The organism is Bacteroides faecis MAJ27 (assembly GCF_900106755.1).
Classification (GTDB): domain Bacteria; phylum Bacteroidota; class Bacteroidia; order Bacteroidales; family Bacteroidaceae; genus Bacteroides; species Bacteroides faecis.
The window spans coordinates 72,920-98,896 of the sequence record NZ_FNNN01000016.1 but is presented as its reverse complement, the minus strand read 5'-3'; the positions used below and the strand labels follow the sequence as shown (position 1 = coordinate 98,896).

The window sequence follows — 25,977 nt, the reverse complement described above, 5'->3', positions numbered from 1 at the left end:
AATTAAATCACAACATAACATGAAAACGAAAGCATTCATCTTTTTCAGTCTATTGATATGCAACTTGCTCCCGGCACAGAACGTTAAGCTGGATATCGTCCCTCACTTCTTCGGTGTCCGTACAGATTCATTGCTTCTGGCCATGGATATTTCAATCCATATAGACGACATGGATTCCAAAAGTGCCTTTATGCTGATACCCGTACTGACCAGCCAGGAGAAAAAAGTGCTGCTGCCACACATACAACTGAACGGCAAGCAGAAACAGAAGCTATATCTGCGCAATCAGATATTGCGCAAAAAGAATGACCGGAAAGAAGAGGATGCAAAAGCTTATCTCATTGCCGGCATTGACGAAAATCATTCACGTACCATTTCCTACCGGACTTCATTGCCGGCGGAGGACTGGATGAGCAACGCGACACTGACACTCAAAAGAACTATTGTACGTCCGGAAGGTGAACAATCTCTGAAAGATACGATCGTCATAACTCCTCAAAACATAGTGGCATCTTCCGGCACAATAGTTCCCTCCAGTACGGCTACCCAAGAAATAGTCTCCCTTCCTGCTGTCAATGAACGTTCGGTGACTCCGGCAGCCGGCAACAAGATGAAATACAAGGGTGCCTATGTTTCTCCCGAAACGGATGATGTGGATGCACGGAATCAGAAAGAACTGAATTTCAGCCTTGAAGAGGCAAAAATGATAGCGGAGATCAATCCGCAGATGTTATCGCTCCGCGAACTCTACACTGTCGCCCTGTCTTATACGGAAGATAAAGCCCGGTTTTACAAGATTATCAATATTAGTGTCAAACTGTATCCTGTACACCCGGTTGCCAACCTGAATGCAGCAGCTGCCGCCATCGAACAGGGAGACGTCAAATCGGCAGGTAAGTTCCTTTCAATGGCTCTCCATGACAGCCTTGCCTACAAAAACTGTCGCGGAGTATACGAACTTATGTCCGGAAATACCTATGAAGGTATCCGAATGCTGAAAGCCGCCAAAGCAGAAGGCTCCGAAGAGGCTGCATACAATCTGAATGCATTTTTTGAGAACAATAAACGCCCTTAATCAACGGATACAATGAAACGTTTCATATTCCTGCTCTTATTTCTTGGATGTCTGGACGCTTACTCGCAGAAAGTGGCCATCAGAGTGAATGCGCTTTCTGCCATAGACGGAGCCTTCGGAGGAGGAATCTCGTATGCCATAGGAAACAAGAACACCGTCGAACTCACCGGAAGCCTGCGACCCTGGAAGCGGAGCGAAGAATATGTCAACCGCTACTGGCTGCTGCAACCTGAATACAAATACTGGACTTGCCAGAAGTATAACGGCTTTTTCTTGGGGGCTTATCTGAACGGCGCACAATTCAACATCGGAGGCAAGAAACTGCCTTTCGGCGTATTCTCCCAACTGAAACGTCATCGGTACGAAGGCTGGCTGGCAGGCGGAGGTATCAGCTGTGGATATCACTGGATGCTGAACGACCACTGGAACATAGAAACAAGTGTGGGAGCAGGATACGAATATATCCATTACCGGCAATACAACTGCGTAGATAAATGCGCAAAGCTAAAGGAGGAAGGAAAGTATCATTACGCAGGACCTAATAAGGCCTCTATTAGTTTAATCTACCTATTTTAAGAAAAGAAGAAAAATGAAAAAATTATGGAAAGTCTGGTTCTCCAAAAGGAGGCATATTTACATGGAGATAGCACGCAAATACCGGTCTACACCGTGGAAAGTATATCACTTAGGACATGGCGGTAGAGGAAAAACACCGAAGGACATGAAGATTCTGGAAGAACTGCAACAACGCGGAATCATATCTTATATCTATCCTTGGTGAACAGGCTATTTCTACATATAGATTCATTGATTAGTATAATTATGAAACTGAGAGGATTTTTTATTATTGCGGTCATGGCATCGCTTTCCCTACAGGCACAGACGCCTGTAGAGAAAGATAACGGAACGATCCGCACCACCGCTTCCAGCCTCCACAAGGCAGGGGAAGAACTGGTGGTTTCTATTTCGGTAGAGATCACCCGGGACCTCTCGTCCAACGAATCGCTGGTTCTTGTTCCAGTTGTCACCGACAGTCTGGAGCACCGGATGGAACTGCCACCCATCTATATCAATAGCCGGAAACAACAAATCATATTTATGCGTGAGACGGGCAGAAAAGAGAAAGAAGCCCGGTCACTGCAAAGGAAAAACGGAAGTCAGCAAAGTATGCATTATCTGCAATCCGTTCCTTTTGAGAAATGGATGAACCATGCTACACTCTCACTGATAGAGAAAAGTTGCGGCTGCGGCATCCCCGGTGAAGAAGCTTTCACCTGTATCGCCCATCTGCACCCGCAGCCGGTACCTATTCCGCAACTCGTATTTCTCACTCCGCAAGTGGAAGCGCTGAAAACCAGAACCGAGAAAGGGTGTGCATTCATCGACTTCCCTGTAAACGATGTGATCATACACGAAACATACAGCAACAATGCAACAGAACTGAATAAGATCGTTCAAACAATAGATGCTATCAAAAATGATACGAATGTGACAATCACACATATCAGCATTCATGGTTATGCATCACCCGACGGACCTTATAAACTCAACGAGAGATTATCCCGCGAACGTACTCAGGCATTGAAGGAATATGTATGCCGGTTATATACATTCGACCAAACGGATATCCAGACCTCACATACTCCCGAAGATTGGGAAGGATTCGAAGCTCTTCTCACCGATACAGCCTTTCAGCAAAAAGAGACGGTCATGAGAATCGTGACAGGCAGTCTGCACCCCGACCGCAAGGAAGAGAAGTTGAAAAAACAATTTCCGGCATTCTATCGCTTTGTACTCGAACATTGGTTCACGCTGCTCAGGCATTCCGATTATACCATCGAATATCATGTACGTCCTTTCAGCGTAGAAGAATCACGAAATATTTTCGTGACCAACCCCAAGAATCTGAGCCTTGAAGAGATGTTCCGCCTCGCACTTACCCACACACCGGGGAGTGAAACATACAACAAGATATTTATGACTGCCGTGCAATTGTTTCCGGATAATCCCGTAGCCAATCTGAACGCAGCCTGCATCTCACTGATGCAAAGAGACGTGAAATCCGCCGGGCATTATCTGGAGAAAGCACCGGAAGTACCGGAAACGGCACTGGCAAAAGGCGTCCTGTACCTTCTGAAGAACCAGTATGAAGAAGCGGAATCATTCTTCAGACAGGCCAAAGCTGCCGGACTTTCACAAGCCGATGACAACCTGAAACGAATATTAGAACTTAAATAAATGTTTAATTAAAATCAATGGTAAGATGAAACAATTTACAAAACTAATGGCAATGCTCCTGTTTACAGCAGCCACACAGTACAGTTGCATCAACGATGCAGATGTAGCAATCCCCGACAAGACTCACTCGGATTCGAACGGCAACGTAGCCCTGTTTCTTGAAATTCCGAATGTTCCCGTCAGCCGAAGTGCCGAATCATCAGGCGTAACTGAAGAAGGTTCGAAAGAAGAATACGCAGTAAAAAGCCTTACTGTCTACTTCTTTGACTCGGTTACCAAAACTTTTGTTGAGTCGCAGCCTCTTGAAAACATCACACTGGCAGGAACAAGCGGACAAAAAATACAATACACCGCCAACAAAATCACAATGAAACCGGGAACCTACAATGTATTCGCCATCGCCAATGGTGAAGCAATCACAGGGGACATCGCAACACAGGACAAATTCCTCGGAGCCATCGACAAGGTGACTTACAGCACAGGAAAGATTCCAAGTGTACCCGAAGAAGGATTTGTAATGACCAACCGTGGTGCTGCCAACCTGAACGTTGAAGTCAGCAAGCCCACAGACTCTGACAAAGTAACCAACATCTCCATCAGCCTGGAACGTGTAGTTGCCAAAATTGAAGTGACACAGACACAGGAAACCTTCCCCCTGAAAGACCCGGCAGGAAAGACTTACTGTACTATCAAACTCAATAACTTCAGAATGCTGAACCTGGCAACTCAGTTCTACACCTTCCGCCATACAGCCGTACTGACCAGCCTTCAGGAACCGGACTCATACACTGATGAGAACTTCGGCAACATAAACGATAACGACGGTTATGTAATAGACCCTTACTTCTTCAAGAAAACCGTAGAAGGTGCCGAAGACTTTAAGAATGAGGACGGTTTCTTTGCACAGGCACTGGTGCAACTTAATATAAACGACAGCAACTGGGCAGGCATGGCTCCGGCAAATAGCTGGTCACGCATCTACTGTCTGGAGAACTGTATGTTCCGTCCGGCCCAGATGAATGCCTATACCACAGGAGTGATGTTCAAAGCAAGCCTCGACATTGCTACCGACCGTGTATTCGACGAAAGCGGAGAAACAGTCAGCAACCCGTCCAACTGGCCGACCAACCTGTTTTACTTCAACTACAATTTCTACACCAGTGTAAATGCAATCAGAAAACTGGTACTTAACAACCTGCCCGGAGACATTACCGACAACTCTGCAACGGAAGAGCTTGCCAAATACAGTATCAAGCGTTTCAAGAAAACCGAGAACTACGCATGCTACTACAACTACTGGATCAAGCATGAAGACAACAACAATGACACTGAAATGGGAGTAATGGAATTCGGTATCGTACGCAACAACATATACAGACTGTCAGTCAATAAGGTTGCAGGTCTGGGCAGCGGCGAGCCGTTTATCGAACCGGAACAACCGGATGAATACAAGGCAGAACTGAACATCAACATCGATGTTTTTCCGTGGGCCGTACGTAACCAAGATGTAGAACTTGAATAAGTATCGGCCACTTTGAACTAAATTTATTACCAATGCGTCCATTTTTACTACATATTATCTGCGTTATCACGCTGTTCTCATCCTGCAACTGGGTGAACGATGATCTGTCAGACTGCCCTACCGGGACCTGGTTGAAAATCTCGTATACCTATAATATACTGGATGTGGATGCCGCTTCCTCACAAGTAGGAGACATCACCATTTTTGCTTTCGACAAGAACAACAAGTATGTGGACAGACTGGACGTAGACAGTATCACATTACATCAAGGCTACTGCATGGTAAGAGTGCCGTTTCCCGAAGGGAGCTATCATCTGCTTTTGTGGGGAGGAGCTTCCGACCGTCAATACCGGTTCCCTTATCTCAAAACCGGTCAGACGGAACGGGAATCATTGCTCCTGTCATTGATATGTGACAATGACAAACAGATGAACGGGAAATTGAACGGCCTCTTTTACGGTAGCCTTGAAAATATGACGGTCAGCAGTGATTATCAGGTATGGGACGCCCCTTTAGTCAAGAACACCAATTATTTCTCATGTATCCTTCAGGATGAAAACAATAACCTTCTGAACCGGGAAGATTTTACTTTCACGCTGGAAGCTGCTAATGGGGTAATGGATTATACAAATACTCCATCGGATACAGAGCCCGTTTACTATCGCCCATACCGGCAGGAGGTCAGTGTACTCTCTGATGATATTCCTGTCATTCATGCGCGATTGAACACATTGCGCATCATGAAAGGAGATCAGACCACATTGTCCATAAAGCATATACCCAGCGGACAGGAAATTCTGCGTCTTCCGCTCACCCAGTATTTATTGTTATCTAAAATCTACAGTTATACCGGTGATGAGATGGACGACCAGGAATATCTTGACAGGCAGGATTCATATACACTTTTATTTTTCATCCAATCATCGGATATGGGGATTCCGAAGATATGCCCGAAAATAATGGTAAACGGATGGACTGTGCGGCTGAATGATTCAGAACTGGAGTCTTAAGAATACATGGCTGATTGTATGTATACGGAATTTAGGTGAGATGTTCTACAGAAAAGGCTACTGTGAAGTATCCGAGTGGTATGATATACCCTTTTTTTCGCATGTTTTGTTTCCCACAACATGCCAAATTTCCTTATAAAACGGCACTTCATTGAAGGACTGTTTTATTAATTGTTTGTTTTGTTTGTGTTGGTGCACTTGTCCGAGCGAGGACAAGTGCACTTTCGTTATCTATTAAAACAATCAGAATCACGCACTCTATCCGTCACAATGAAAAAGTTGCCATTTTCTATACTGCAATTTATATAGGGAGCAGTAAGAAGGATACCATTGAACAGAAACCCGACCTGCGTTCTTATCGTTTTTTCGAAAACGATGTAACAACCAAGAGCTAAGTACGTAAAGTCTATTATATATAATAAGGTGTAAACATAGGCTATTATCCATAGCACTATGGAAAGAGATTTTTTTTTCGACAAATCGCAACTTCATATTTAGCTGAAAATCAAGTAGCATAAGCCTACCACAAGAAAAAAAAGAAGGAAAAACAGATATTTTTTTCAAGAATTGTTTGTCAGTTTCAAAAAAGTTCCTACCTTTGCATCCGCAATCGAGAAACAAACACTGATTCGAGAGAGCAAAAAGCAGAAATGCAACAATAGGATGGCCCGTTCGTCTATCGGTTAGGACGCAAGATTTTCATTCTTGAAAGGGGGGTTCGATTCCCCCACGGGCTACAAGTAAAAAGAATAAAGAACTAAAAAATAGATTAGTCGAAATGGCAAATCACAAATCATCACTGAAGAGAATCAGACAAGAAGAGACAAGAAGACTTCATAACAGATATTATGGTAAGACCATGAGAAACGCTGTTAGAAAACTTCGTGCAACTACTGACAAGACAGAAGCTGTTGCAATGTATCCTGGCATCACCAAGATGTTGGATAAGTTAGCTAAAACAAATGTTATTCACAAGAATAAGGCTAACAATCTGAAATCTAAGCTGGCTCTTTACATCAACAAGCTCGCTTAATAATAGAAAAATAACAATTCTATATAGCATTCAGGCTGAACTTTTAAGTTCGGCCTTTTGTGTTTATAATCCACTGAATATCAGACCGCTTTCCCAACCGCTAATTCCACTTTTATTCTGTATTTTTCACCTCTTAAACTTCGCCAAGTCGACAATTTTCACTATATTTGCTCTGTTATTATAACTTAGAAAGGCAATTATGAGCGAAGAACAAATCACTCCCAATAACGGGTCTTATTCTGCGGATAGTATCCAGGTATTGGAAGGTCTTGAAGCAGTGAGAAAACGCCCTGCGATGTACATCGGTGACATCAGCGTAAAGGGACTTCACCACTTGGTATACGAAATCGTTGATAACTCCATTGACGAGGCACTGGCCGGGTATTGCGACCACATCGAAGTGACAATCAACGAAGATAATTCAATCACCGTACAGGATAATGGACGTGGTATTCCGGTCGACTATCATGAAAAAGAAAAGAAGTCGGCGCTGGAAGTAGCAATGACCGTACTGCACGCCGGAGGTAAGTTCGACAAAGGTTCGTACAAGGTTTCCGGAGGTTTGCACGGTGTAGGTATGTCTTGCGTAAATGCACTGTCAACACACATGACTACACAGGTATTCCGTGATGGTAAAATCTATCAGCAGGAATATGAAATTGGTAAGCCGCTTTATTCTGTAAAAGAAGTAGGGGTATCGGATATTACAGGAACCCGCCAACAATTCTGGCCGGATGATACCATCTTTACCGAAACAGTATATGATTATAAAATCCTGGCTGCCCGTTTGCGCGAATTGGCATACCTGAACGCGGGTCTGCGTATCTCTCTGACCGACCGCCGGGTAGTGAATGAAGAAGACGGCAGTTTCAAGAGCGAAGTGTTCTATTCAGAAGAAGGTCTGAGAGAATTCGTACGCTTTATCGAGTCCTCACGTGAGCACTTGATTAACGATGTCATCTATCTGAACTCCGAAAAGCAGGGAATTCCTATTGAAATCGCAATCATGTACAATACAGGATTCTCTGAAAATGTACATTCTTACGTCAATAATATCAATACAATCGAAGGAGGTACGCACCTTGCAGGTTTCCGTCGTGCACTGACTCGTACACTGAAGAAATATGCCGAAGACAGCAAGATGCTGGAAAAGGTAAAAGTTGAAATCTCGGGAGACGACTTCCGTGAAGGTTTGACTGCCGTTATTTCCGTAAAAGTTGCCGAACCACAGTTCGAAGGACAGACCAAAACGAAGTTGGGTAACAACGAAGTGATGGGTGCTGTAGACCAGGCTGTCGGCGAAGTACTAGCTTATTATCTGGAAGAACATCCGAAAGAAGCAAAAACGATTGTAGACAAGGTAATTTTGGCTGCTACCGCACGCCACGCAGCAAGAAAAGCCCGCGAAATGGTACAGCGCAAATCTCCGATGTCCGGAGGTGGACTGCCTGGTAAGTTGGCCGATTGTTCGGATAAGGACCCTTCAAAATGTGAATTATTCCTCGTCGAGGGAGATTCGGCAGGTGGTACTGCCAAGCAGGGACGTAACCGTATGTTCCAGGCAATCCTCCCGCTACGCGGTAAGATTCTGAACGTAGAAAAAGCAATGTACCACAAAGCGCTGGAAAGCGATGAAATCCGCAATATATATACAGCGCTAGGCGTCACTATCGGAACAGAAGACGACAGCAAAGAGGCTAACATTGAAAAGTTGCGTTATCACAAGATTATCATCATGACCGATGCCGACGTCGATGGTTCTCACATCGACACACTGATCATGACGTTCTTCTTCCGTTATATGCCGCAGATTATTCAGAACGGCTATCTGTATATTGCTACTCCCCCACTCTACCTCTGCAAAAAGGGTAAGGTAGAAGAGTATTGCTGGACAGATGCACAACGCCAGAAATTCATTGATACGTACGGCGGCGGTCTGGAGAATGCAGTCCATACACAACGCTACAAAGGTTTGGGTGAAATGAACGCCCAGCAGTTGTGGGAAACGACCATGGACCCCGAAAACCGTATGTTGAAACAAGTTAACATCGATAATGCCGCAGAGGCCGATTATATATTCTCCATGTTAATGGGTGAAGACGTAGGTCCGCGCCGCGAATTTATCGAAGAGAATGCAACTTATGCAAATATCGATACATAATTTTAATATTACGTTTTTATAAACCAACCTCACATCTTACAACGAAGAAGCGTCGGCAAGCGAAGGAAAATCCTCCGTGCCGGCGCTTTTCTATGTCTTAATAAAACCTAACAGTTAAATTACTTCTCGACCAAAATCACTATCTTGCCAAAAAGAAGGAGGACACTTATGAAAACTACTACCCAAAATCCTGTATTTGCCAAGATCAGGCTGTATCTCAAAATTCTGGCATCCTGTGTGATTGTCACTTGCCTGTTCCTGATCATTATCCATCCGGAGGCATGGATCACTCCGTCCTGCATTATTGTAGCTATGATCTGCCTGCTATTTCTTCTGATACGAGCCAAACGCAAAGAATCAAAAAAATGAGAGAAATATCAGATCATATCATGCGCCTTTAATTCCTCCACTGCGATTTCCAGTTCTTGATACCACTTTTCACCGAATTTACGGATCAGCGGTTCTTTCAAGAATTGGTAGACAGCTACATTTTCTTTTTTTCCCAGCAGCACAGCCGCCTTGCATACATCCCATCGATGATAATTTACTGCTTTATATGGCCCGTAATCCCCAATCCGGATGGGATAAAGGTGACATGATACCGGTTTATAAAAGTCAGTCTTGCCATCCCGATAAGCCTTTTCAATGGCACAATAACAGCATCCTTTCTCGTCATAGCAAGTAAAGACGCAGTCCTTATTATTAACAATAGAAGTCACCAGATCACCTTCCTGATCCGTATATACCACTCCTTGCTTTTCAATGACAGCACGCGCTTCCGGAGACAGTTCCTCCCAAATAACCGGCAGCACTTCTTCCAACTTTTCTACTTCCTCCAACTCCACAGGTGCCCCCGCATCCCCTTCAATACAACATTCGCCCTTGCAGGCATCCAGGTTACAGAGGAATTTTTCCCGAAGGACATCGAAGCTCACTACTACATCTTCTATCTGAATCATAAAACTTATGTGAGACAAAAAGGGCGGAGTTTACCCCCGCCCTTCTGGTTATAGAATTCTAAATTACTTAATCAAAATCTGACCATTCATATCTGCCGGAGCTTCCAGACCCATGATTTTCAAAATAGTCGGAGCAACATCAGCCAAACGACCGTCCTCCACTTTCGCAGCCTTGTTTTCTGTTACGTAAACACAAGGAACCGGATTCAGAGAGTGAGCCGTATTCGGAGTGCCGTCTTCGTTCAAGGCGTGGTCAGCATTACCGTGGTCGGCAATGATGATTGCTTCGTAGCCCTGTGCTTTGGCAGCTTCGATGACATCTTTCACGCAAGCGTCTACAGCCACAACAGCCTTCTCGATTGCTTCGTAGATACCGGTATGGCCTACCATATCACCGTTAGCGAAGTTCACCACAATAAAGTCATATTTATTTTCGTTGATAGCGTCTACCAGTTTATCCTTCACTTCGTAAGCGCTCATTTCCGGTTTCAGGTCATAAGTAGCTACTTTCGGAGATGGAACGAGGATACGGTCTTCGTTGTCGAACGGAGTTTCACGGCCACCGTTGAAGAAGAAAGTAACATGGGCATATTTCTCTGTTTCGGCAATATGAAGCTGGTTCAAGCCTTTTGAAGCAATGTATTCGCCCAGTGTATTGGCAACATTTTCTTTATCGAACAGGATGTGAACACCTTTGAAAGATGCATCATACGGAGTCATACAGTAATACTGCAATCCCGGAATGGTATGCATACCTGCTTCCGGCATATCCTGCTGAGTCAGTACGACTGTCAGTTCTTTAGCACGGTCGTTACGGTAGTTGAAGAAAATAACCACATCACCTTCTTTGATTGTTCCGTCGCAGTTAGCGTTTACAATCGGTTTGATGAATTCATCCGTTACACCTTCATCGTAAGATTCCTGCATTGCCTGAACCATGTCAGTAGCTTTCTTTCCTTCGCCGTTTACCAGGAGGTCATAAGCTTCTTTCACACGTTCCCAACGTTTATCACGGTCCATAGCATAATAACGACCGATGATAGAAGCAATCTTGCCGGCAGATTTCTCGCAGTGTGCAGAAAGTTCTTCGATAAATCCTTTACCGCTCTTCGGGTCAGTATCACGACCGTCCATAAAGCAGTGGATAAATGTATTGTTGATGTTATATTCTTTGGCGATGTCGCAAAGTTTGAAAAGATGAACCATTGAGCTGTGCACACCACCGTTAGAAGTCAATCCCATGAAATGAACGTTCTTTCCATTTTCTTTTGCGTAAGAGAAAGCAGAAACGATTTCGGGGTTCTGAAGGATGCTGTTGTCGGCACATGCACGATTGATTTTCACCAAATCCTGATAAACCACACGTCCGGCACCAATGTTAAGGTGACCTACTTCGGAGTTACCCATCTGTCCGTCGGGCAAACCTACGTTCTCACCACTTGCCTGAAGTTGGGAATGAGGATAATTGTTCATCAGATAATCCCAGTAAGGAGTGGGAGTGTTGAAGATTACGTCGTCTTTCTTTTGGTCGCCTAATCCCCAACCATCGAGGATCATTAAAAGGGCTTTCTTGCTCATACTATTTCAATATTTAAATTATCACTCTGATTTTCGGGTGCAAAGGTACAAAAAAGATGATTACGTAAACGCTTAATCTATGTTAAGTTAAAAGGGGAAAAGAGGGGAAGCCATGAATATTTTTCTTTCTTTGTACAGAGAACTATTAAACACATTTATTCAAAATTTAATATTATGAAAACGATTCTACTCTGCATGATGCTCATGCTATCGGGTATGCTCACTGCGCAAACCATCGACAATCCGCCATTTAAAGCCCGTTCGGGGAGCATTGGCAACATCACACGTATAGAACGCACGCCCGAAGGTACGCGTGTTTATATTCACGCCATCTTCCGCCCGCACTGGTGGATAAAAGAGGAAGGAGACAGCTACCTGGAAGATGCGGCTACCGGAAAAAAATATCAGTTCAAGAGTGCAGAAGGCATTGAGCTCAACAAGGAAGTGTACATGCCCGACTCGGGCGAGATGGACTATGTACTCACTTTCGAAGCTCTGCCGGAAGAAACACAGGTCATCCATCTTCTCAGCCCCAGTGATACCGAAGGGAACACGTATGATATCTCTTTAGTGCCGCAAACCGATAAGACTGTTTCACCATTGGTTGCAATCAAAGGAAACTGGTTCAAGACTGATGATTTGAACGCATGGGAATATGGTATCTACGATTCTGTAACAATCATGAACAACCGGATATTCACCAATGAAAATGTCCGTAAGAAAGGGAAACGGATCGAGATAACTGTCAAGGACAAGCAGAATGGGGAGACACGCACTTTACTGGTAACTCCACAAAAAGACGGAAACTGTAAAATACAAGCGAACGGAGAGAAGGAACAACTGTACACCCGGCAAAAGGGAACGACCAAGACCATCGCCGCCGATACAGGTTTTCAGCAGTTCTTCCACACAGACACTACCTGTCTGCAAGGGTATATCGACGGCTACGACCGACGCCTGGGATTTGATACCGGACTTATCTATCTATCGAATATCATCACCCGCGAAGACTATCCGACTGTGATTCAGATAGACGAAGACGGCAGTTTCCTGTGCAAATTTGTCATCAAGCATCCTGTGGAACAATCGGTTACACTTGGCAACAACTGGATTCCATTCTATATCGAACCCGGGCAAACACTGACCATGTATATCGACTGGGAAGCATTACTGGCACGTAGCCGGGCACGCGATTATTATTTTCCTATCAAGAATATAGCTTACATGGGACCGTCGGCTCCTCTCTCCTATCTGCTGAAAGAATTCAGTTCACTTATCCCCTACCGTTACGAGGATTTATCCAATTCCCGTAATAGGCTGACTCCCAGCCAATACAAGGAACATATGAAGCCGTTTATCGCCCAATGGGAACATACAGCCGATTCAGTGATTCAGATTTGCCAACCATCGGCAAAGGCTGTCCGCCTGATAAAGAACAAGACAAACCTGCAGGCAGGTGGCTTATTCTTCGATTTCCTGATGAGCAGAGATTATTTACGCGAAACAGGATACAGCCAACCAAGCCTTGAAAGTGCAAGAAGATGATTCCTATTACGATTTCCTGAATAAGATGCCGCTAAATGATGAAGCGGTGCTTGCCGATGCCAATGCAAGTACTTTCATCAACCGGTTTGAATATATGAATGCTTTCAGAAAAGCTTATGGGCAACAGTATGCAACAGCGCCGACAGATACCATCACTTATACGTATCCGGAAAAGCCGCTTCTGACTTTCTTTAAAGAGAAAGGGGTAAAGATGAATGCAGAGCAGGAAGCAATCAGACTGAAACACGAAAAACTGGCCGGAACAACAGTAAAGATCACTTTGAAAGAACTTCAGGAGGAGAATGAGAAGGTAAAAGACTTATTCGAAAAAGAAGAAAAGCTAATTTCGGAATATGTAGAGAAACATGTCAAAAACGAGCAATCAGAGGAATCAAAGGAAGAAATAGACAGGAATTTTATCTCAATGAAAGTAAAAAGTGAACATATAAAAGACAGCATTCTTGCCGGACTATATAATGTACCCAATCCTTTGCTTTGGCAAATAGCTAAAGTACGCGACATGAAATTCTATCTGGAGAATATCAAGACACGTTCAATCGCCCGTGAGTATGCAGACAACACCAAAGAAAAACTTACTTTTCCAATATTGGCAGAAGAAGCCGAATATCTGTTTACCAAAATACATCCGAAAGAAGAAGCTAAGTCCTACCAGCTTCCGGAAGGTAAAGCCACTGAGGTTTTCCGCAATATCATCAAGAATCACCCGGATAAAGTATTGTTCGTTGACTTCTGGGCGACGACTTGCGGACCTTGCCGGGGAGGGATAGAGGCGACGGCAGACCTGCGCAAAAAATATAAGGATCATCCGGAGTTCCAGTTCATCTATATCACCGGACAGAAGGATTCTCCTGCCGGTGCATACAAGCAATATGTAGAAAACAACCTGAAAGGAGAAGCCAGTTATTATGTGACCGAATCGGAATTTAACTATCTGCGCCAACTCTTCCACTTCAACGGTATTCCGCACTATGAACTTGTACTAAAGGATGGTAGTATCTCCAAAGAGGGACTGGGAACTCATAAAATCAGAAAGTACTTGGAAGAGAATTTCCCCGTTTCCGAACCTGCCCAACTTAATTTGAATGAAGAATGATGAATGAAGAATGATGAATGAAGAATGAAGAATTACTCTGCAGCGTGATAGCGTAGCTAATTCTTCATTTAAAACTTCTTCATAATGATTAAAACAGATGTTTTATTGTCATCTGTCAGCTTTTCATATATAATATTCTAATAATAAACAGATTACCACATGACAATAAGCCCTGACAATAAGCTGACAATAGCAAAAGTTCCATTTTACTGTCAGCTTATGGAGTGAGGGAAGTTTCCGATATATCTCACATTAGAGTGTATTAATACATTTTTTGCCATCATTTGATTCCGTCATTCAGACGAATACCAATGAGAAACGATCGGCTATGTCATTCAAACGACTGCAAGGAGGAAGACTCTCCTCTTTTGCGTGCACAGGAAAAGAGCCTTCATTCACACTGTCACCAACACTTTTCCTTTCGTTGTTTCCCGTTCAAGTATCCATACGGTTTGTGACAAGCTATGAGAACGGTTGTGCCACCTACGGAAACGATTATGCCAAACCTCTGAAACGATTGTGCAGAGTGCTTGGCACAGTTGTGCCACTGCGATGGCACAGTCGTGCCAAAGGCGTGGCACAAGCATGCCAAAGGGGTGGCACGAGCAAAGCATACCTTCTACTCCTCGTCCGCTATGCTTTCTCTGCCCTCCAAGCATACTTACAAAGGGACTCTTTATCAAATAGTCAAGCTGGAATAACAGTATGATACGGCTGACAATAGAATGGACGATTGCTATTGTCATCCGTATTATCAGGGGGTATTGTCAGGAGCTAATTATCTTATTATAAACAGTTTGCCTACTAAAAGCTGACAGATGACAATAAAACATCGGTTTTAATCATTATGAATGAGTTTTAAATGAAGAATTACTGGATCAGTCCGAAAACCCGGTTTGAGCTCTATACTGTACGGATTTGAATGAAGAATTGGCTGCGCTATCACGCTGCAGCTGCAAAGTAATTCTTCATTCTCCATTCATCATTCTTCATTTCTGTACGGTTTGAGACCATTATTCCATCAAAAAAAACAAAGCAAAAGGCGGAAGCCCGGCTAATTTTCCGTATCTTTGCACCGCTTTAAAATTAAATCATAGAAATATGGACGATTCAAACCCGCGAACGTGCACTAATAGTATTAATTAAAGCGAACAGAGCCATTGAAAACTGATGCCTCTGCTCGTGTAAACAAACGAAAGGAGGCAATAAGATGAGAACATATCTTTATTGTGAAGCTGGCTTTGTGGAAAAACCGCAATGGCTTCCTAACTGCTGGGTAAACGTGGTATGCCCAAACAACGATGATTTTGAATTTCTGACTAAAACCCTGAACGTACCCGAATCATTCTTGAACGATATAGCCGATACGGACGAACGTCCGCGTACCGACACAGAAGGCAACTGGCTGTTGACGATTCTACGTATCCCGATGCAAAACAAACAGAATGAAAGTCTTCCCTTCGGCACTGTACCCATCGGTATCATCACCAACAATGAAATCATTGTATCAGTCTGCTATCACAACACAGATCTGCTGCCTGACTTCATCGAACACACCCGCAGAAAGGGAATCGAAGTCCGCAACAAGCTCGATCTGATCCTACGGCTGATTTATTCGTCTGCCGTATGGTTCCTGAAATATCTGAAGCAGATAAATCTGGATATCAGCGCCGCCGAAAAAGAATTGGAACGTAGTATCCGCAACGAGGACCTGCTCCGTCTGATGAGATTACAGAAAACACTGGTTTACTTCAACACCTCCATCCGGGGAAATGAAGTGATGATCGGTAAGCTGCAAAGTATCTTTCAGGACACCGACTTTCTGGATAAGGAACTGGTAGAAGACGTTATCATTGAGTTGAAACAGGCGTTTAATACGGTGAATATCTATAGTGATATCCTCACCGGAACGATGGATGCCTTCGCCTCCATCATCTCCAACAACGTGAATGCCATCATGAAACGTATGACCAGCCTTTCCATAACTCTGATGATTCCGACGTTGATAGCCAGCTTCTACGGAATGAATGTGGACATCCATCTGGAAGAGGTACCGTATGCCTTTGCATTGATTATTCTCTGTTCTGTGGTACTGTCGACATTGGCGTTTATCATATTCAGGAAGATCAAGTGGTTCTGATTCTGACAGCCCCACTCCACTCCCTCTTTATTTCAGACACATAAAAAAGCAGCCTGTCACTCTTAAAACCTAAATGAAAGGTCAGAGATGACAGGCTGCACACAATACGTTTTTTATTCGATAGAGAATATTAAAAAGAGAATGTTTAAGAGAGAGAAATTATTTTATCTTATCCTTCTTTATTGGATTTCTTTCCGCCCAATGGCACAGAAATACCAACAAATCCACTTACAGAATTAGTGTTCTTGCCTAAGAACATATAGTCAGTTCCGAGGAACACCGGTCCTAGCTTCAGACCCAGACCAAATGACTTTCCGGCAGACTGAATAGCCGAATAGCTAAGTGCTACATTCAGCCAGCTCTTCGGACGGTAGTTTGCAGAGAATGTGATCTCCGTAAGAGTTTTCGGTTGTACGAAACGGGTCGTAGACAATACACCTACTCCGAGCTTGTTCTCAAAGAAGCCGTATTCAGCTCCTACCACAACTGTAGATGCCAGACTAGACTTACGTGATTTATGTGCTTCCTCTGTCTGAAGTTGCAACATTTCGTAGTCGAGTACATCACCACCGTTTACACGGTTCATGTATCCGTCAGCATCAGCCTGCAACTGAGTAATATTGTTTTGAATCGCAATAACAGAATTAGGTATATTATTCGGATCGATACCGTTGACATAGCTAGTTCCTTTCATATTGATTGATTCCGGATTAGCAGAAGCTATCTTAGTAGCGCCTTTCGTCCACGAAATAAATCCCAGGTCGAGAACAGAAGCAGATACTGTCAAGTTATCCATAATTTTATAAGAAGCACCCAAATCAATGCCAAAACCGTAACCTGCGATACCCAGTTTTCCACTATCAAAGTCAAAGTCACTGATATAGTCCTGTCCATCTTCTTGTACCAGTTCCAATCCTTTGAAAGAACTTTCCAGATGAGCGTCAACATTCAGATTCGCATGGTAGCTTTCAATTTCAGCTTTCAACTTTGTTATACCAGCAGCATCCAATCCGGACAGATAATTGGGGTCCTGCAACTGGTTAATACGAGCATCACTTGGAAGTTTGGCATTCATCATCACGTTATTGATCTTCAAATTCATATTGCCAATACCCAGCAACACTTTCACTTTACCACCAACCGTCAAACGGTTATTGATCTGACGCGCATATCCCAAACCAACTTCACCATAAGCATTAATATCCAGTTTCTGACCACTGATATCGTAGTTGCTGTTTCTCCAGTTATCTTCAAGCGCATCCATCTCATTCAGGAAGGTAAACATAGAACGGGTAAGGCTTGCACCTATATCCGCACGAACACCAACGTTGAACGACCAGAAGTTCTTTCCTTTATACCATCCGGCAGAAAGAATCTCCGTGCTTACGTTCACATTCAAATCATTCTTATCTTTCAGACGTTTCAGAAAATCCGGATTAGAGTAGAAATTGTCGCTATCATCAATAATGTCGATAATGTCCTGATATCCCAATGAAGTAGAACCCACAGTAGCATTAACCGATCCCAGTACAGGAATATTAAAATATCCTTGTGTCGGAATCAAAGCCGGATTCAATTGTTGACGATAATGCGTACCTTCCATAAAATAAGAGGTACGTAAAAACTGCGCATTGGCAGGTAAAACACAAACCATCATAAGAAGAAATGCCCCAATAAACTTCTTTGATGAATACAGTCTGCTTGTTGTCATGATTTTATCTTTTTTTAATTCTTGTTATCGTTTGCAAATATATAGCATTTGGGTAACAAATAAAAGCACATGGCAACACTTTTTTAGCATAAACAGAACATTTTCATGGCTATTTAGAGAAAAATCGTGCTTATTCTGCAAAAATATGTAGAAAGTGAAACGATACGTAAAATCAGAAGTTTAGGTTCAACTGCCCGTCACCAAGCAGATTGAAGGTCATCCGGTGGTATGGAGTCGTTCCGTGTTCGGCAATGGCGGCACGATGTTTTTTAGTCGGATAGCCTTTATTATTATTCCAGTCATAAAAAGGATATTCTTCGTGAAGACGATTCATATAATCATCTCTATAGGTTTTAGCCAGTATGGAAGCGGCAGCTATCGAAAGATACTTCCCGTCTCCTTTGATCACTGTCGTATGGGAGATATCGGGATATTTATTGAAACGGTTGCCGTCAATGAGCAGATGTTGAGGCCGGACAGAGAGCTGGCCAACAGCCCGATGCATGGCCAGAAAAGAGGCACGGAGAATATTTATCTCATCAATCTCTTGGGGCGACACCACTCCTACCGCCCATGCTATCGCCTCTTTCTCTATCACTTCCCGGAGTGCATAGCGCTGCTTTTCTGTCAGTTGCTTCGAGTCATTCAGCAACTCATTCTTAAAATCTTTAGGAAGAATGACGGCAGCAGCATACACAGAACCTGCCAGACAGCCGCGCCCAGCCTCATCACAGCCGGCTTCTATCAAATCTTTATTTAAATAAGGTAATAGCATACTTATTCTTTTTTCTTACAGGATACAAAGATAAAGGAAATAAAAAAGGAGACCTCATTCAAGACCTCCTTTTTCTGTCATTCATTCACACAAACAAGCAATTGTTCCCCAAATATACTCCAGGTTCACAGTCCTGCTGACCGGAACCATCACCCTACCATTCGTTTTACAGATTTTGTTCTTTTCTAACATCAGCCTTTCCCCTTAGCCATTATGACATATTTCTTCTATTTACCCCTTTCCGATTATATTATATCGTCTTGCAAAAGTATCCAAATAATAAGAAACAAGAAAATGACTTTTCCGGAGTATTTGCATGAAATGCCCTTAAACAGGATCATTTACCGAAAAAGAGTGATTAAGCATGCAAAAAAAGTGTTTACGCAGTTCTATACCATAAAAAAGCGATAGCCGAACCTATTCCGGCCATCGCCCTCTTCAATAAACAAACCTTTTTTAGTTAAAACAAACTCCAGGCAACAGTAAGCCCTGCCATCACAATGGCTACCATGCTCATGAGCTTTATCAAAATATTCAGGCTCGGACCGGAAGTGTCTTTAAACGGATCACCCACAGTATCACCTACTACGGTTGCCTTATGCACTTCACCGCCTTTACCTCCAAAATTCCCTTCTTCTACGTACTTCTTCGCATTATCCCAGGCACCGCCTGCATTCGCCATAAAGATAGCCAACACAAAGCCTGAACTCAAACCACCAATCAACAGTCCTAATACTCCGGTCACTCCGAAGATTAATCCGGTCGCAATAGGGGCAATAATAGCAATCAGAGACGGAATGACCATTTCACGCTGTGCACCTTTGGTTGAGATAGCCACACAACGCTCATAATCCGGCTCAGCCTCTCCGGTCAGGATGCCTTTAATTTCACGGAACTGACGACGTACCTCGTCCACCATGTGTCCGGCTGCGCGACCGACGGCATTCATCGTCAATCCGCAGAACAGAAAGGCCATCATCGAGCCGAGGAACATACCGGAAAGAACTTTCGGATTCATCAGCGTCACATCATAATAGTTCATGAAATCGACAAAGGTAGCATTGGCGGTAGAAACAACATCTCCGTTGGGCATACTCAGGTCCATCGTTCCCAAACGAGTCAGACCGATACGGATCTCTTCTATATAAGATGCCAGCAAAGCCAGTCCGGTCAATGCAGCGGAACCGATAGCAAAACCTTTCCCGGTTGCTGCTGTTGTATTTCCCAAAGAATCGAGCGCATCAGTACGTTTGCGTACTTCAGGACCCAGGCCTGCCATTTCCGCATTACCCCCTGCATTATCAGCAATCGGACCATAAGCATCCGTAGCCAACGTTATTCCTAAGGTAGACAGCATACCGACAGCAGCGATGCCAATGCCGTAAAGCCCCATACCCACATTAGAGAAATCGAACCCGGAAGCAAGCAGGAAGGAAGCAATGATACCCACTACTACCGCAATCACAGGAATAGCTGTAGAAAGCATTCCCAAACCAATACCGGAAATAATAACCGTAGCGGGACCGGTCTTTCCACTTTCACTCAACTTCTGAGTAGGGCGGTAAGACTGGGAAGTATAATATTCCGTAGAACGTCCGATCACAATACCGACCAGCAGGCCGACTACTACCGCACAGGAAATCCAAATCCAGTTGTCCAGCTGCAAAAGCCACAGGATTAAGAAGGTGGCGGCAACAATCAATACGGAACTCAGATTGGTTCCGAATGCCAGTGAGCCGAGCAAATCTTTCATCGTTGCATTTTCTTTAGTGCGTACGGAGAAGATACCGATAATAGAAAGCAAAATACCTACCGCTGCAATCAACATCGGAGCAATAACTGCCTTGAACTGCATGACCGTATCTGCCGAATGGATAAAGGCAGCAGCACCTAATGCGGCAGTCGCCAGGATAGAACCGCAATAAGATTCGTACAAGTCGGCACCCATTCCTGCCACGTCACCAACATTATCACCTACATTATCGGCAATGGTAGCAGGGTTGCGCGGATCGTCCTCGGGAATACCTGCTTCTACTTTACCTACAAGGTCGGCACCTACATCGGCAGCTTTTGTATATATACCACCACCCACGCGGGCAAACAATGCCTGTGTAGAAGCTCCCATACCGAAAGTAAGCATCGTGGTCGTGATAACGCAAAGTTTATGAGTCGGTGTCAGTGCGTCAGCAGGAATCACCGCATTCAACAGCAGATACCAGAAAGATATATCAAGCAACCCCAGTCCGACTACCACGAGTCCCATTACTGCACCACTGCGGAAAGCAATTCTCAGACCGGAATTCAGTGAGTTACGTGCCGCATTAGCAGTACGTGCCGAAGCATAGGTTGCTGTCTTCATACCCAGAAAACCGGAAAGACCGGAGAAGAAACCACCCGTCAGGAAAGCAATAGGAACCCACGCATTCTGAACATGAAAGCCATAAGCCATAATCGAAAACAAAATAACCAGCCCCAAAAACACACAACCTACAATTTTGTACTGTTGTTTCAGATAAGACATAGCCCCCTTGCGTACCGCAGCGGCTATTTTTATCATTTGAGGAGTACCTTCACTCTCTTTCATCATCTGCTTATGGAAGTAATAAGCAAAACAGAGGGCTAACACTGAAGCGACTGGAACCAGCCAGAAAAGAATGCTATCCATAGAATTAATTATTAAAGGGTTTTATGGTGGCTAAAAGTATGGAAATCAAACGAAAAAAGCAAGCAAAAGAGGAAAAAAATCCGGCTTGTCCATTTATATAGTATCTTACAATGAAGCGAATGAAAAGCTATTAGAAAAGGCCTTCGGGAATATCCCGGAGAAGACATCTCCCCATTAACGATTTAGTTAATTTTCAATCCAATTACGTTAATCGTTAACAAATCGGTTATTTCTATTAAACCATGTTATAAAAAGCCACGCTTTACCCCGAAAATTTGGAGATAGCCGAAAAGTCCCTATCTTTGTAGTGTGTTTTTCATAGTATTAGATTTAAGGTTAACAAAAGATTGGCTGTCTGGGATAGATAGCCTTTTTTTATGTCTTGTTTATACCTCCCATGATGAAGGTATGATAACGGACAAAGACATTTAAAAAGAGGAAGCACCGTTAACGGTGAATCCCCTTCTACATACAATAAAAACAATCAACTAATCTTCAATCGTTACGGCTGTTCCGTTAGCAGTCACCATCAGCATACTGCCGCTCCCGCCTACCGTTTCATAATCCAGATCCACACCGATCACGGCATTAGCTCCCATTTGAGCAGCTTGTGCCTGCATTTCCTGCAAAGCCGTATCTTTCGCCATGCGCAGTACCTCTTCGTACGCGCCGGAACGTCCGCCGACAATATCACGGATACTCGCGAATATGTCACGAAATACATTGGCACCGATAATCGTTTCTCCGGAAACTATTCCATAATACTTCACAATTCGTTTTCCTTCAATAATAGGGGTTGTGGTCACTAACATACTCTTTCTGTCTTTTAATAAGTTATTTGCTATTCTATTAGACGCTGTGTCCCCCTGAAAGGTTGCAATCGCAGCCATAAAAAATTGCAGCTATACCACAAACAAATGCGATATAGCTGCCAATTAGAGTTAAAGAGAGAGAGAATTTATAGAAAGCGTGGTCTCACGACCAACTTAATATACCTAAAATGATTTTTATTCTTTCTTATTAGACGCAGGAAACTTCAAATCACTGCACTTTAAAGAGACTTTTTTAGTTAAAGAATAAAAAAAATCGCCTTCCCACAGGAAAGGCGACCTATTTTATCAGAACATCCGGCTGACGCGCTCGATACCCGCCACCAGTGCATCCACTTCTGCTTTTGTATTGTACATGGCAAACGAAGCCCTGACTGTTCCCTCTATCCCCAGACGCTGCATCAATGGTTGCGCGCAGTGATGTCCGGTACGGACGGCAATACCCAAACGATCTAAGAGAGTTCCGAGATCAAAATGGTGAATATCACCTACGAGGAATGAAATAACGGCTCCACGATCTGCCGCTTCACCAAAGATACGCATATGAGGGATTTCCTTCAAACGTTTCAAGGCATAGGTTGTCAGTTCATGTTCATGAGCTGCAATCCGGTCAAGTCCGATTCCATTCACATAGTCAAGAGCTTTTGCCAGTCCGGTCGTACCGATATAATCGGGCGTACCTGCTTCAAATTTGAAGGGAAGCTCATTAAAAGTCGTTTTCTCAAAAGAGACATGTTGAATCATTTCTCCTCCTCCCTGATAAGGCGGCAGGCGATCCAGCCATTCTTCTTTCCCATACAATACGCCAACACCTGTCGGTCCATATATCTTATGAGCCGAGAAGACCAGAAAATCGGCATCCAGGTCCTGTACATCTACTTTCATATGAGGAATGGACTGCGCAGCATCCACTATGAAAGGTACTCCATGCGCATGGGCGGTAGCAATCATTTCCTTTACAGGATTTACTGTGCCCAGCACATTCGATACCTGAACAACGCTGACAATCTTTGTACGTTCGGAGAAAAGCTTCTCGTATTCATCCAACAGCAGTTCCCCTTTATCATTCATCGGAATCACTTTGATTGCAATTCCTTTGCGGGCGGCCAGCAACTGCCAGGGAACGATGTTGCTGTGATGTTCCATTACCGAAACAATCACTTCATCACCTTCCTGCATAAACTCATCTCCAAAGCTGGAAACAAGCAGATTAATGCTTTCCGTCGTCCCCCGCGTAAAGATAACCTCATTCGTGCCGGCGGCATTGATAAACCGGCGTACCGTCTCACGGGAGGCCTCATGCAATTCTGTTGCCTGCTGGGAGAGATAATGTACCCCGCGATGCACATTGGCATTGACGGAATAATATTCATCTACAATCGAATCAATCACCAGACGGGGCTTTTGAGTCGTTGCACCGTTATCGAAATAAACCAAAGGCTTACCGTATACCGTACGGCTCAATATCGGAAAATCCTCACGTATCTTTTCTATATTCATTGTACTAACGATTATCATTTACAGATCGCACATCCCTGGCACTTGTTCAGTTCACCACGGAAGCGTTTCTCCACCAATAAATGCAGACGATCTTTCAATGCATCCAGACGAATGGTATCAATAACCTCATTAACGAAAGCAAACATCAGCAGCAAGCGTGCCTCTTTCTCTGCTATTCCGCGCGAACGCATATAAAACAAGGCATTTTCATCCAACTGGCCGACCGTCGCCCCATGTGAACACTTCACATCGTCCGCATAAATTTCGAGTTGCGGCTGAGTGTACATACGGGCATCGCGCGTAGCGCACAGGTTACGATTGGTTTGCTGGGAACTTGTATGCTGGGCATCGGGACGTACCAGTACCAATCCGGAGAAAGCACCGACAGACTGGTCATCAAGTACATACTTGAACAATTCATTGCTGGTACAATTCGGAACGGCATGATCAATTGACGTGTTATTGTCTACATGCTGGTTCTTATCGGCAATAGCCATACCGCAAAGGTTGATTTCCGCTCCTTCACCAGCCAGCAAAACTTCCGTCGTGTTGCGTGTAGTACCGTTATGCAGAGTCATGCCATTCAGCAAAACATTACTGTTAGCCTCCTGCTTCACATATAAATTGCTGATACGGACTGTACTCGTATGTGTCTCTTCCAGCTCGTACATATCAAATACAGCATTTTCACCGGCAAAGACTTCAATAACCTGTGTAGCAAGGAAGTTCACACTGTCCATCGCATGATCACAAATCAACAGGCGGGCTTGTGCACCATCTTCCAGAATAATCAGTACACGGCGGTTCACCATGAAGTTGACATCTGCGCGGAGGATGTTCACCAACTGAATCGGCTTCTCCACGACTACATTCTTCGGAACGTAGAAGACAACGCCATCCTGTGCAAAAGCTGTGTTGAAAGCTGTCACACCGTCTTTTGATGTATCCGCCAGTTTACCATAATATTTCTTCACCAGTTCAGGATGTTCCGCAGCAACCTCTTTCAGACTGCCGAAGATCACTCCTTCCGGCAAATGTCCTTTAGGAAGTGCCTTGTTATAGAATGCATCGTTCACCACAAAATACAAAGCAGTGCTCATATTCGGCACATCGCACTTAAATACTTCATACGGGTTGACCGGAATCTCAAGTCGATTCAGATTCAAGCCATAATCAGGTTCAAAATACTTGCTTATATCCGTATATTTGTACTTCTCCATCTTACGGGTCGGGAATCCGAGACGCTCAAAATCGGCAAAAGCAGTGGCACGAGGTGCATTCAGCACTTCGGCACTATGCTTGCAGATCATTGCTTCCGTTTGCGAGAAGAGATCTATGTATTGTTGCTCTACATTCATCATTATTCTCCTAGTTCTTTCTTAATCCAGTCGTACCCTTTTTCTTCCAGTTCCAAAGCAAGTTCCGGTCCGGCGGTCTTCACAATGCGACCTTTATAAAGTACATGCACTATATCCGGCTTGATATAGTCGAGCAGACGCTGATAGTGAGTGATGACAATCGTACTGGTTTCCGGTGTCTTCAACTTGTTCACTCCTTCCGCCACAATACGGAGAGCGTCAATATCCAGACCGGAGTCTGTTTCATCGAGAATGCTCAAGCGAGGCTCCAGCATCGCCATCTGGAAAATTTCGTTACGTTTCTTTTCCCCTCCCGAGAAACCTTCGTTTACCGAGCGATTGGCTAATTTATTATCCAGTTCGACTACAGCACGTTTCTCACGCATCAGTTTCAAGAACTCACTGGCTGTCAAGGCAGGCAATCCTTTGTATTTGCGCTGTTCGTTTACAGCCGCACGCATGAAGTTCACCATACTTACTCCCGGAATCTCCACCGGATACTGGAAGCTAAGGAAAATACCTTCATGACTACGATCCTCCGGACTCAGTTCCAACAGATTCTTACCATAAAAAGTAACCGAACCTTTTGTCACTTCAAACGCCGGATTCCCTACAAGGACAGAAGAAAGTGTACTCTTACCGGAACCGTTCGGTCCCATAATTGCATGTATCTCGCCCGGTTTCACCGTCAGGTTAATACCTTTCAATATCTCTTTGCCATTAATGCTGGCATGCAGGTCTTTTATCTCTAACATAATTTTGC

Annotated in this window: 20 protein-coding genes, 1 tRNA gene and 1 pseudogene; 12 read left to right on the top strand and 10 right to left on the bottom strand. The window is 44.0% G+C overall.

The features are described 5' to 3' along the window. Positions 1-19 precede the first annotated feature (19 nt). From BLW31_RS14760 to BLW31_RS14715, 10 genes are all read left to right on the top strand, one after another. Positions 20-1,075 carry a DUF3868 domain-containing protein gene (locus BLW31_RS14760; protein WP_010536163.1) on the top strand — a complete coding sequence of 352 codons (1,056 nt, stop codon included), beginning with the start codon at positions 20-22 and terminating at the stop codon, positions 1,073-1,075. 12 nt (positions 1,076-1,087) lie between these two features. Further along, on the top strand, positions 1,088-1,651 hold the full coding sequence (locus BLW31_RS14755; protein WP_010536162.1) for a DUF3575 domain-containing protein: 564 nt from the start codon (positions 1,088-1,090) through the stop codon (positions 1,649-1,651). A 13-nt stretch (positions 1,652-1,664) separates the two neighbouring features. Then, positions 1,665-1,856 (top strand): hypothetical protein, encoded by a 192-nt coding sequence (locus BLW31_RS14750; RefSeq protein ID WP_010536161.1) that lies wholly within the window; start codon positions 1,665-1,667, stop codon positions 1,854-1,856. A 41-nt stretch (positions 1,857-1,897) separates the two neighbouring features. Next, positions 1,898-3,313 carry a DUF3868 domain-containing protein gene (locus BLW31_RS14745; protein ID WP_010536160.1) on the top strand — a complete coding sequence of 472 codons (1,416 nt, stop codon included), beginning with the start codon at positions 1,898-1,900 and terminating at the stop codon, positions 3,311-3,313. Between the two features lie 25 nt (positions 3,314-3,338). Further along, positions 3,339-4,835 (top strand): Mfa1 family fimbria major subunit, encoded by a 1,497-nt coding sequence (locus BLW31_RS14740; protein WP_029425209.1) that lies wholly within the window; start codon positions 3,339-3,341, stop codon positions 4,833-4,835. 32 nt (positions 4,836-4,867) lie between these two features. Then, positions 4,868-5,845 (top strand): FimB/Mfa2 family fimbrial subunit, encoded by a 978-nt coding sequence (locus tag BLW31_RS14735; RefSeq protein WP_010536158.1) that lies wholly within the window; start codon positions 4,868-4,870, stop codon positions 5,843-5,845. 665 nt (positions 5,846-6,510) lie between these two features. Next, a tRNA-Glu gene (locus tag BLW31_RS14730) sits at positions 6,511-6,582 on the top strand. A 41-nt stretch (positions 6,583-6,623) separates the two neighbouring features. After that, positions 6,624-6,878: a 30S ribosomal protein S20 gene (rpsT, locus tag BLW31_RS14725; protein WP_008763686.1), complete on the top strand. Its 255-nt coding sequence runs from the start codon at positions 6,624-6,626 to the stop codon at positions 6,876-6,878. A 199-nt stretch (positions 6,879-7,077) separates the two neighbouring features. Beyond that, entirely contained in the window at positions 7,078-9,039 is a 1,962-nt protein-coding gene (gyrB, locus tag BLW31_RS14720; protein WP_010536157.1) for a DNA topoisomerase (ATP-hydrolyzing) subunit B, read from the top strand. A 168-nt stretch (positions 9,040-9,207) separates the two neighbouring features. Next, positions 9,208-9,408, top strand: coding sequence for a hypothetical protein (locus BLW31_RS14715; protein WP_010536156.1), 201 nt, complete (start codon positions 9,208-9,210; stop codon positions 9,406-9,408). Between the two features lie 8 nt (positions 9,409-9,416). On the opposite strand, the gene BLW31_RS14710 is transcribed toward BLW31_RS14715, so the two are convergent. Together BLW31_RS14710 and gpmI are read right to left on the bottom strand one after the other, a co-directional pair. Next, a complete protein-coding gene (locus BLW31_RS14710) occupies positions 9,417-9,998 on the bottom strand; it encodes a DUF3109 family protein (RefSeq protein WP_010536155.1) in 582 nt (193 codons plus the stop codon). Positions 9,999-10,061: 63 nt separating this feature from the next. Continuing rightward, positions 10,062-11,576 carry a 2,3-bisphosphoglycerate-independent phosphoglycerate mutase gene (gene gpmI / locus BLW31_RS14705; RefSeq protein ID WP_010536154.1) on the bottom strand — a complete coding sequence of 505 codons (1,515 nt, stop codon included), beginning with the start codon at positions 11,574-11,576 and terminating at the stop codon, positions 10,062-10,064. Between the two features lie 174 nt (positions 11,577-11,750). On the opposite strand from gpmI, the pseudogene BLW31_RS14700 reads away from it, so the two are divergent. Further along, positions 11,751-14,235, top strand: a pseudogene (locus BLW31_RS14700) (TlpA family protein disulfide reductase). 395 nt (positions 14,236-14,630) lie between these two features. Here BLW31_RS14700 and BLW31_RS24105 read toward each other — a convergent pair. Beyond that, positions 14,631-14,981 (bottom strand): hypothetical protein, encoded by a 351-nt coding sequence (locus BLW31_RS24105; protein ID WP_130061711.1) that lies wholly within the window; start codon positions 14,979-14,981, stop codon positions 14,631-14,633. Between the two features lie 464 nt (positions 14,982-15,445). On the opposite strand from BLW31_RS24105, the gene BLW31_RS14695 reads away from it, so the two are divergent. Next, positions 15,446-16,375 carry a magnesium transporter CorA family protein gene (locus BLW31_RS14695; protein WP_010536153.1) on the top strand — a complete coding sequence of 310 codons (930 nt, stop codon included), beginning with the start codon at positions 15,446-15,448 and terminating at the stop codon, positions 16,373-16,375. Positions 16,376-16,544: 169 nt separating this feature from the next. Here the strand turns inward: BLW31_RS14695 and BLW31_RS14690 are convergent, their stop codons facing one another. The 7 genes from BLW31_RS14690 to sufC form a co-directional block, all read right to left on the bottom strand. After that, on the bottom strand, positions 16,545-18,086 hold the full coding sequence (locus BLW31_RS14690; protein ID WP_010536152.1) for a DUF5723 family protein: 1,542 nt from the start codon (positions 18,084-18,086) through the stop codon (positions 16,545-16,547). A 172-nt stretch (positions 18,087-18,258) separates the two neighbouring features. Then, positions 18,259-18,861 (bottom strand): ribonuclease HII, encoded by a 603-nt coding sequence (gene rnhB / locus BLW31_RS14685; protein ID WP_010536151.1) that lies wholly within the window; start codon positions 18,859-18,861, stop codon positions 18,259-18,261. Positions 18,862-19,321: 460 nt separating this feature from the next. Continuing rightward, on the bottom strand, positions 19,322-21,526 hold the full coding sequence (locus BLW31_RS14680) for a sodium-translocating pyrophosphatase (protein ID WP_010536150.1): 2,205 nt from the start codon (positions 21,524-21,526) through the stop codon (positions 19,322-19,324). A 488-nt stretch (positions 21,527-22,014) separates the two neighbouring features. Beyond that, positions 22,015-22,338, bottom strand: coding sequence for a heavy metal-binding domain-containing protein (locus BLW31_RS14675; protein ID WP_010536149.1), 324 nt, complete (start codon positions 22,336-22,338; stop codon positions 22,015-22,017). 306 nt (positions 22,339-22,644) lie between these two features. Continuing rightward, positions 22,645-23,856, bottom strand: coding sequence for an aminotransferase class V-fold PLP-dependent enzyme (locus BLW31_RS14670; protein WP_010536148.1), 1,212 nt, complete (start codon positions 23,854-23,856; stop codon positions 22,645-22,647). Between the two features lie 14 nt (positions 23,857-23,870). Beyond that, positions 23,871-25,214 carry a Fe-S cluster assembly protein SufD gene (gene sufD / locus BLW31_RS14665; protein ID WP_010536147.1) on the bottom strand — a complete coding sequence of 448 codons (1,344 nt, stop codon included), beginning with the start codon at positions 25,212-25,214 and terminating at the stop codon, positions 23,871-23,873. A 2-nt stretch (positions 25,215-25,216) separates the two neighbouring features. Beyond that, positions 25,217-25,969 (bottom strand): Fe-S cluster assembly ATPase SufC, encoded by a 753-nt coding sequence (gene sufC, locus BLW31_RS14660; protein WP_010536146.1) that lies wholly within the window; start codon positions 25,967-25,969, stop codon positions 25,217-25,219. Between the last annotated feature and the right edge of the window lie 8 nt (positions 25,970-25,977).

Excerpts from the sequence above, each read along its gene's own strand:
- BLW31_RS14760 (WP_010536163.1), top strand. The coding sequence starts at position 20 with ATGAAAACGAAAGCATTCATCTTTTTCAGTCTATTGATATGCAACTTG.
- BLW31_RS14755 (WP_010536162.1), top strand. The coding sequence starts at position 1,088 with ATGAAACGTTTCATATTCCTGCTCTTATTTCTTGGATGTCTGGACGCT.
- BLW31_RS14750 (WP_010536161.1), top strand. The coding sequence starts at position 1,665 with ATGAAAAAATTATGGAAAGTCTGGTTCTCCAAAAGGAGGCATATTTAC.
- BLW31_RS14745 (WP_010536160.1), top strand. The coding sequence starts at position 1,898 with ATGAAACTGAGAGGATTTTTTATTATTGCGGTCATGGCATCGCTTTCC.
- BLW31_RS14740 (WP_029425209.1), top strand. The coding sequence starts at position 3,339 with ATGAAACAATTTACAAAACTAATGGCAATGCTCCTGTTTACAGCAGCC.
- BLW31_RS14735 (WP_010536158.1), top strand. The coding sequence starts at position 4,868 with ATGCGTCCATTTTTACTACATATTATCTGCGTTATCACGCTGTTCTCA.
- rpsT (WP_008763686.1), top strand. The coding sequence starts at position 6,624 with ATGGCAAATCACAAATCATCACTGAAGAGAATCAGACAAGAAGAGACA.
- gyrB (WP_010536157.1), top strand. The coding sequence starts at position 7,078 with ATGAGCGAAGAACAAATCACTCCCAATAACGGGTCTTATTCTGCGGAT.
- BLW31_RS14715 (WP_010536156.1), top strand. The coding sequence starts at position 9,208 with ATGAAAACTACTACCCAAAATCCTGTATTTGCCAAGATCAGGCTGTAT.
- BLW31_RS14710 (WP_010536155.1), bottom strand. The coding sequence starts at position 9,998 with ATGATTCAGATAGAAGATGTAGTAGTGAGCTTCGATGTCCTTCGGGAA.
- gpmI (WP_010536154.1), bottom strand. The coding sequence starts at position 11,576 with ATGAGCAAGAAAGCCCTTTTAATGATCCTCGATGGTTGGGGATTAGGC.
- BLW31_RS24105 (WP_130061711.1), bottom strand. The coding sequence starts at position 14,981 with ATGACAATAGCAATCGTCCATTCTATTGTCAGCCGTATCATACTGTTA.
- BLW31_RS14695 (WP_010536153.1), top strand. The coding sequence starts at position 15,446 with ATGAGAACATATCTTTATTGTGAAGCTGGCTTTGTGGAAAAACCGCAA.
- BLW31_RS14690 (WP_010536152.1), bottom strand. The coding sequence starts at position 18,086 with ATGACAACAAGCAGACTGTATTCATCAAAGAAGTTTATTGGGGCATTT.
- rnhB (WP_010536151.1), bottom strand. The coding sequence starts at position 18,861 with ATGCTATTACCTTATTTAAATAAAGATTTGATAGAAGCCGGCTGTGAT.
- BLW31_RS14680 (WP_010536150.1), bottom strand. The coding sequence starts at position 21,526 with ATGGATAGCATTCTTTTCTGGCTGGTTCCAGTCGCTTCAGTGTTAGCC.
- BLW31_RS14675 (WP_010536149.1), bottom strand. The coding sequence starts at position 22,338 with ATGTTAGTGACCACAACCCCTATTATTGAAGGAAAACGAATTGTGAAG.
- BLW31_RS14670 (WP_010536148.1), bottom strand. The coding sequence starts at position 23,856 with ATGAATATAGAAAAGATACGTGAGGATTTTCCGATATTGAGCCGTACG.
- sufD (WP_010536147.1), bottom strand. The coding sequence starts at position 25,214 with ATGAATGTAGAGCAACAATACATAGATCTCTTCTCGCAAACGGAAGCA.
- sufC (WP_010536146.1), bottom strand. The coding sequence starts at position 25,969 with ATGTTAGAGATAAAAGACCTGCATGCCAGCATTAATGGCAAAGAGATA.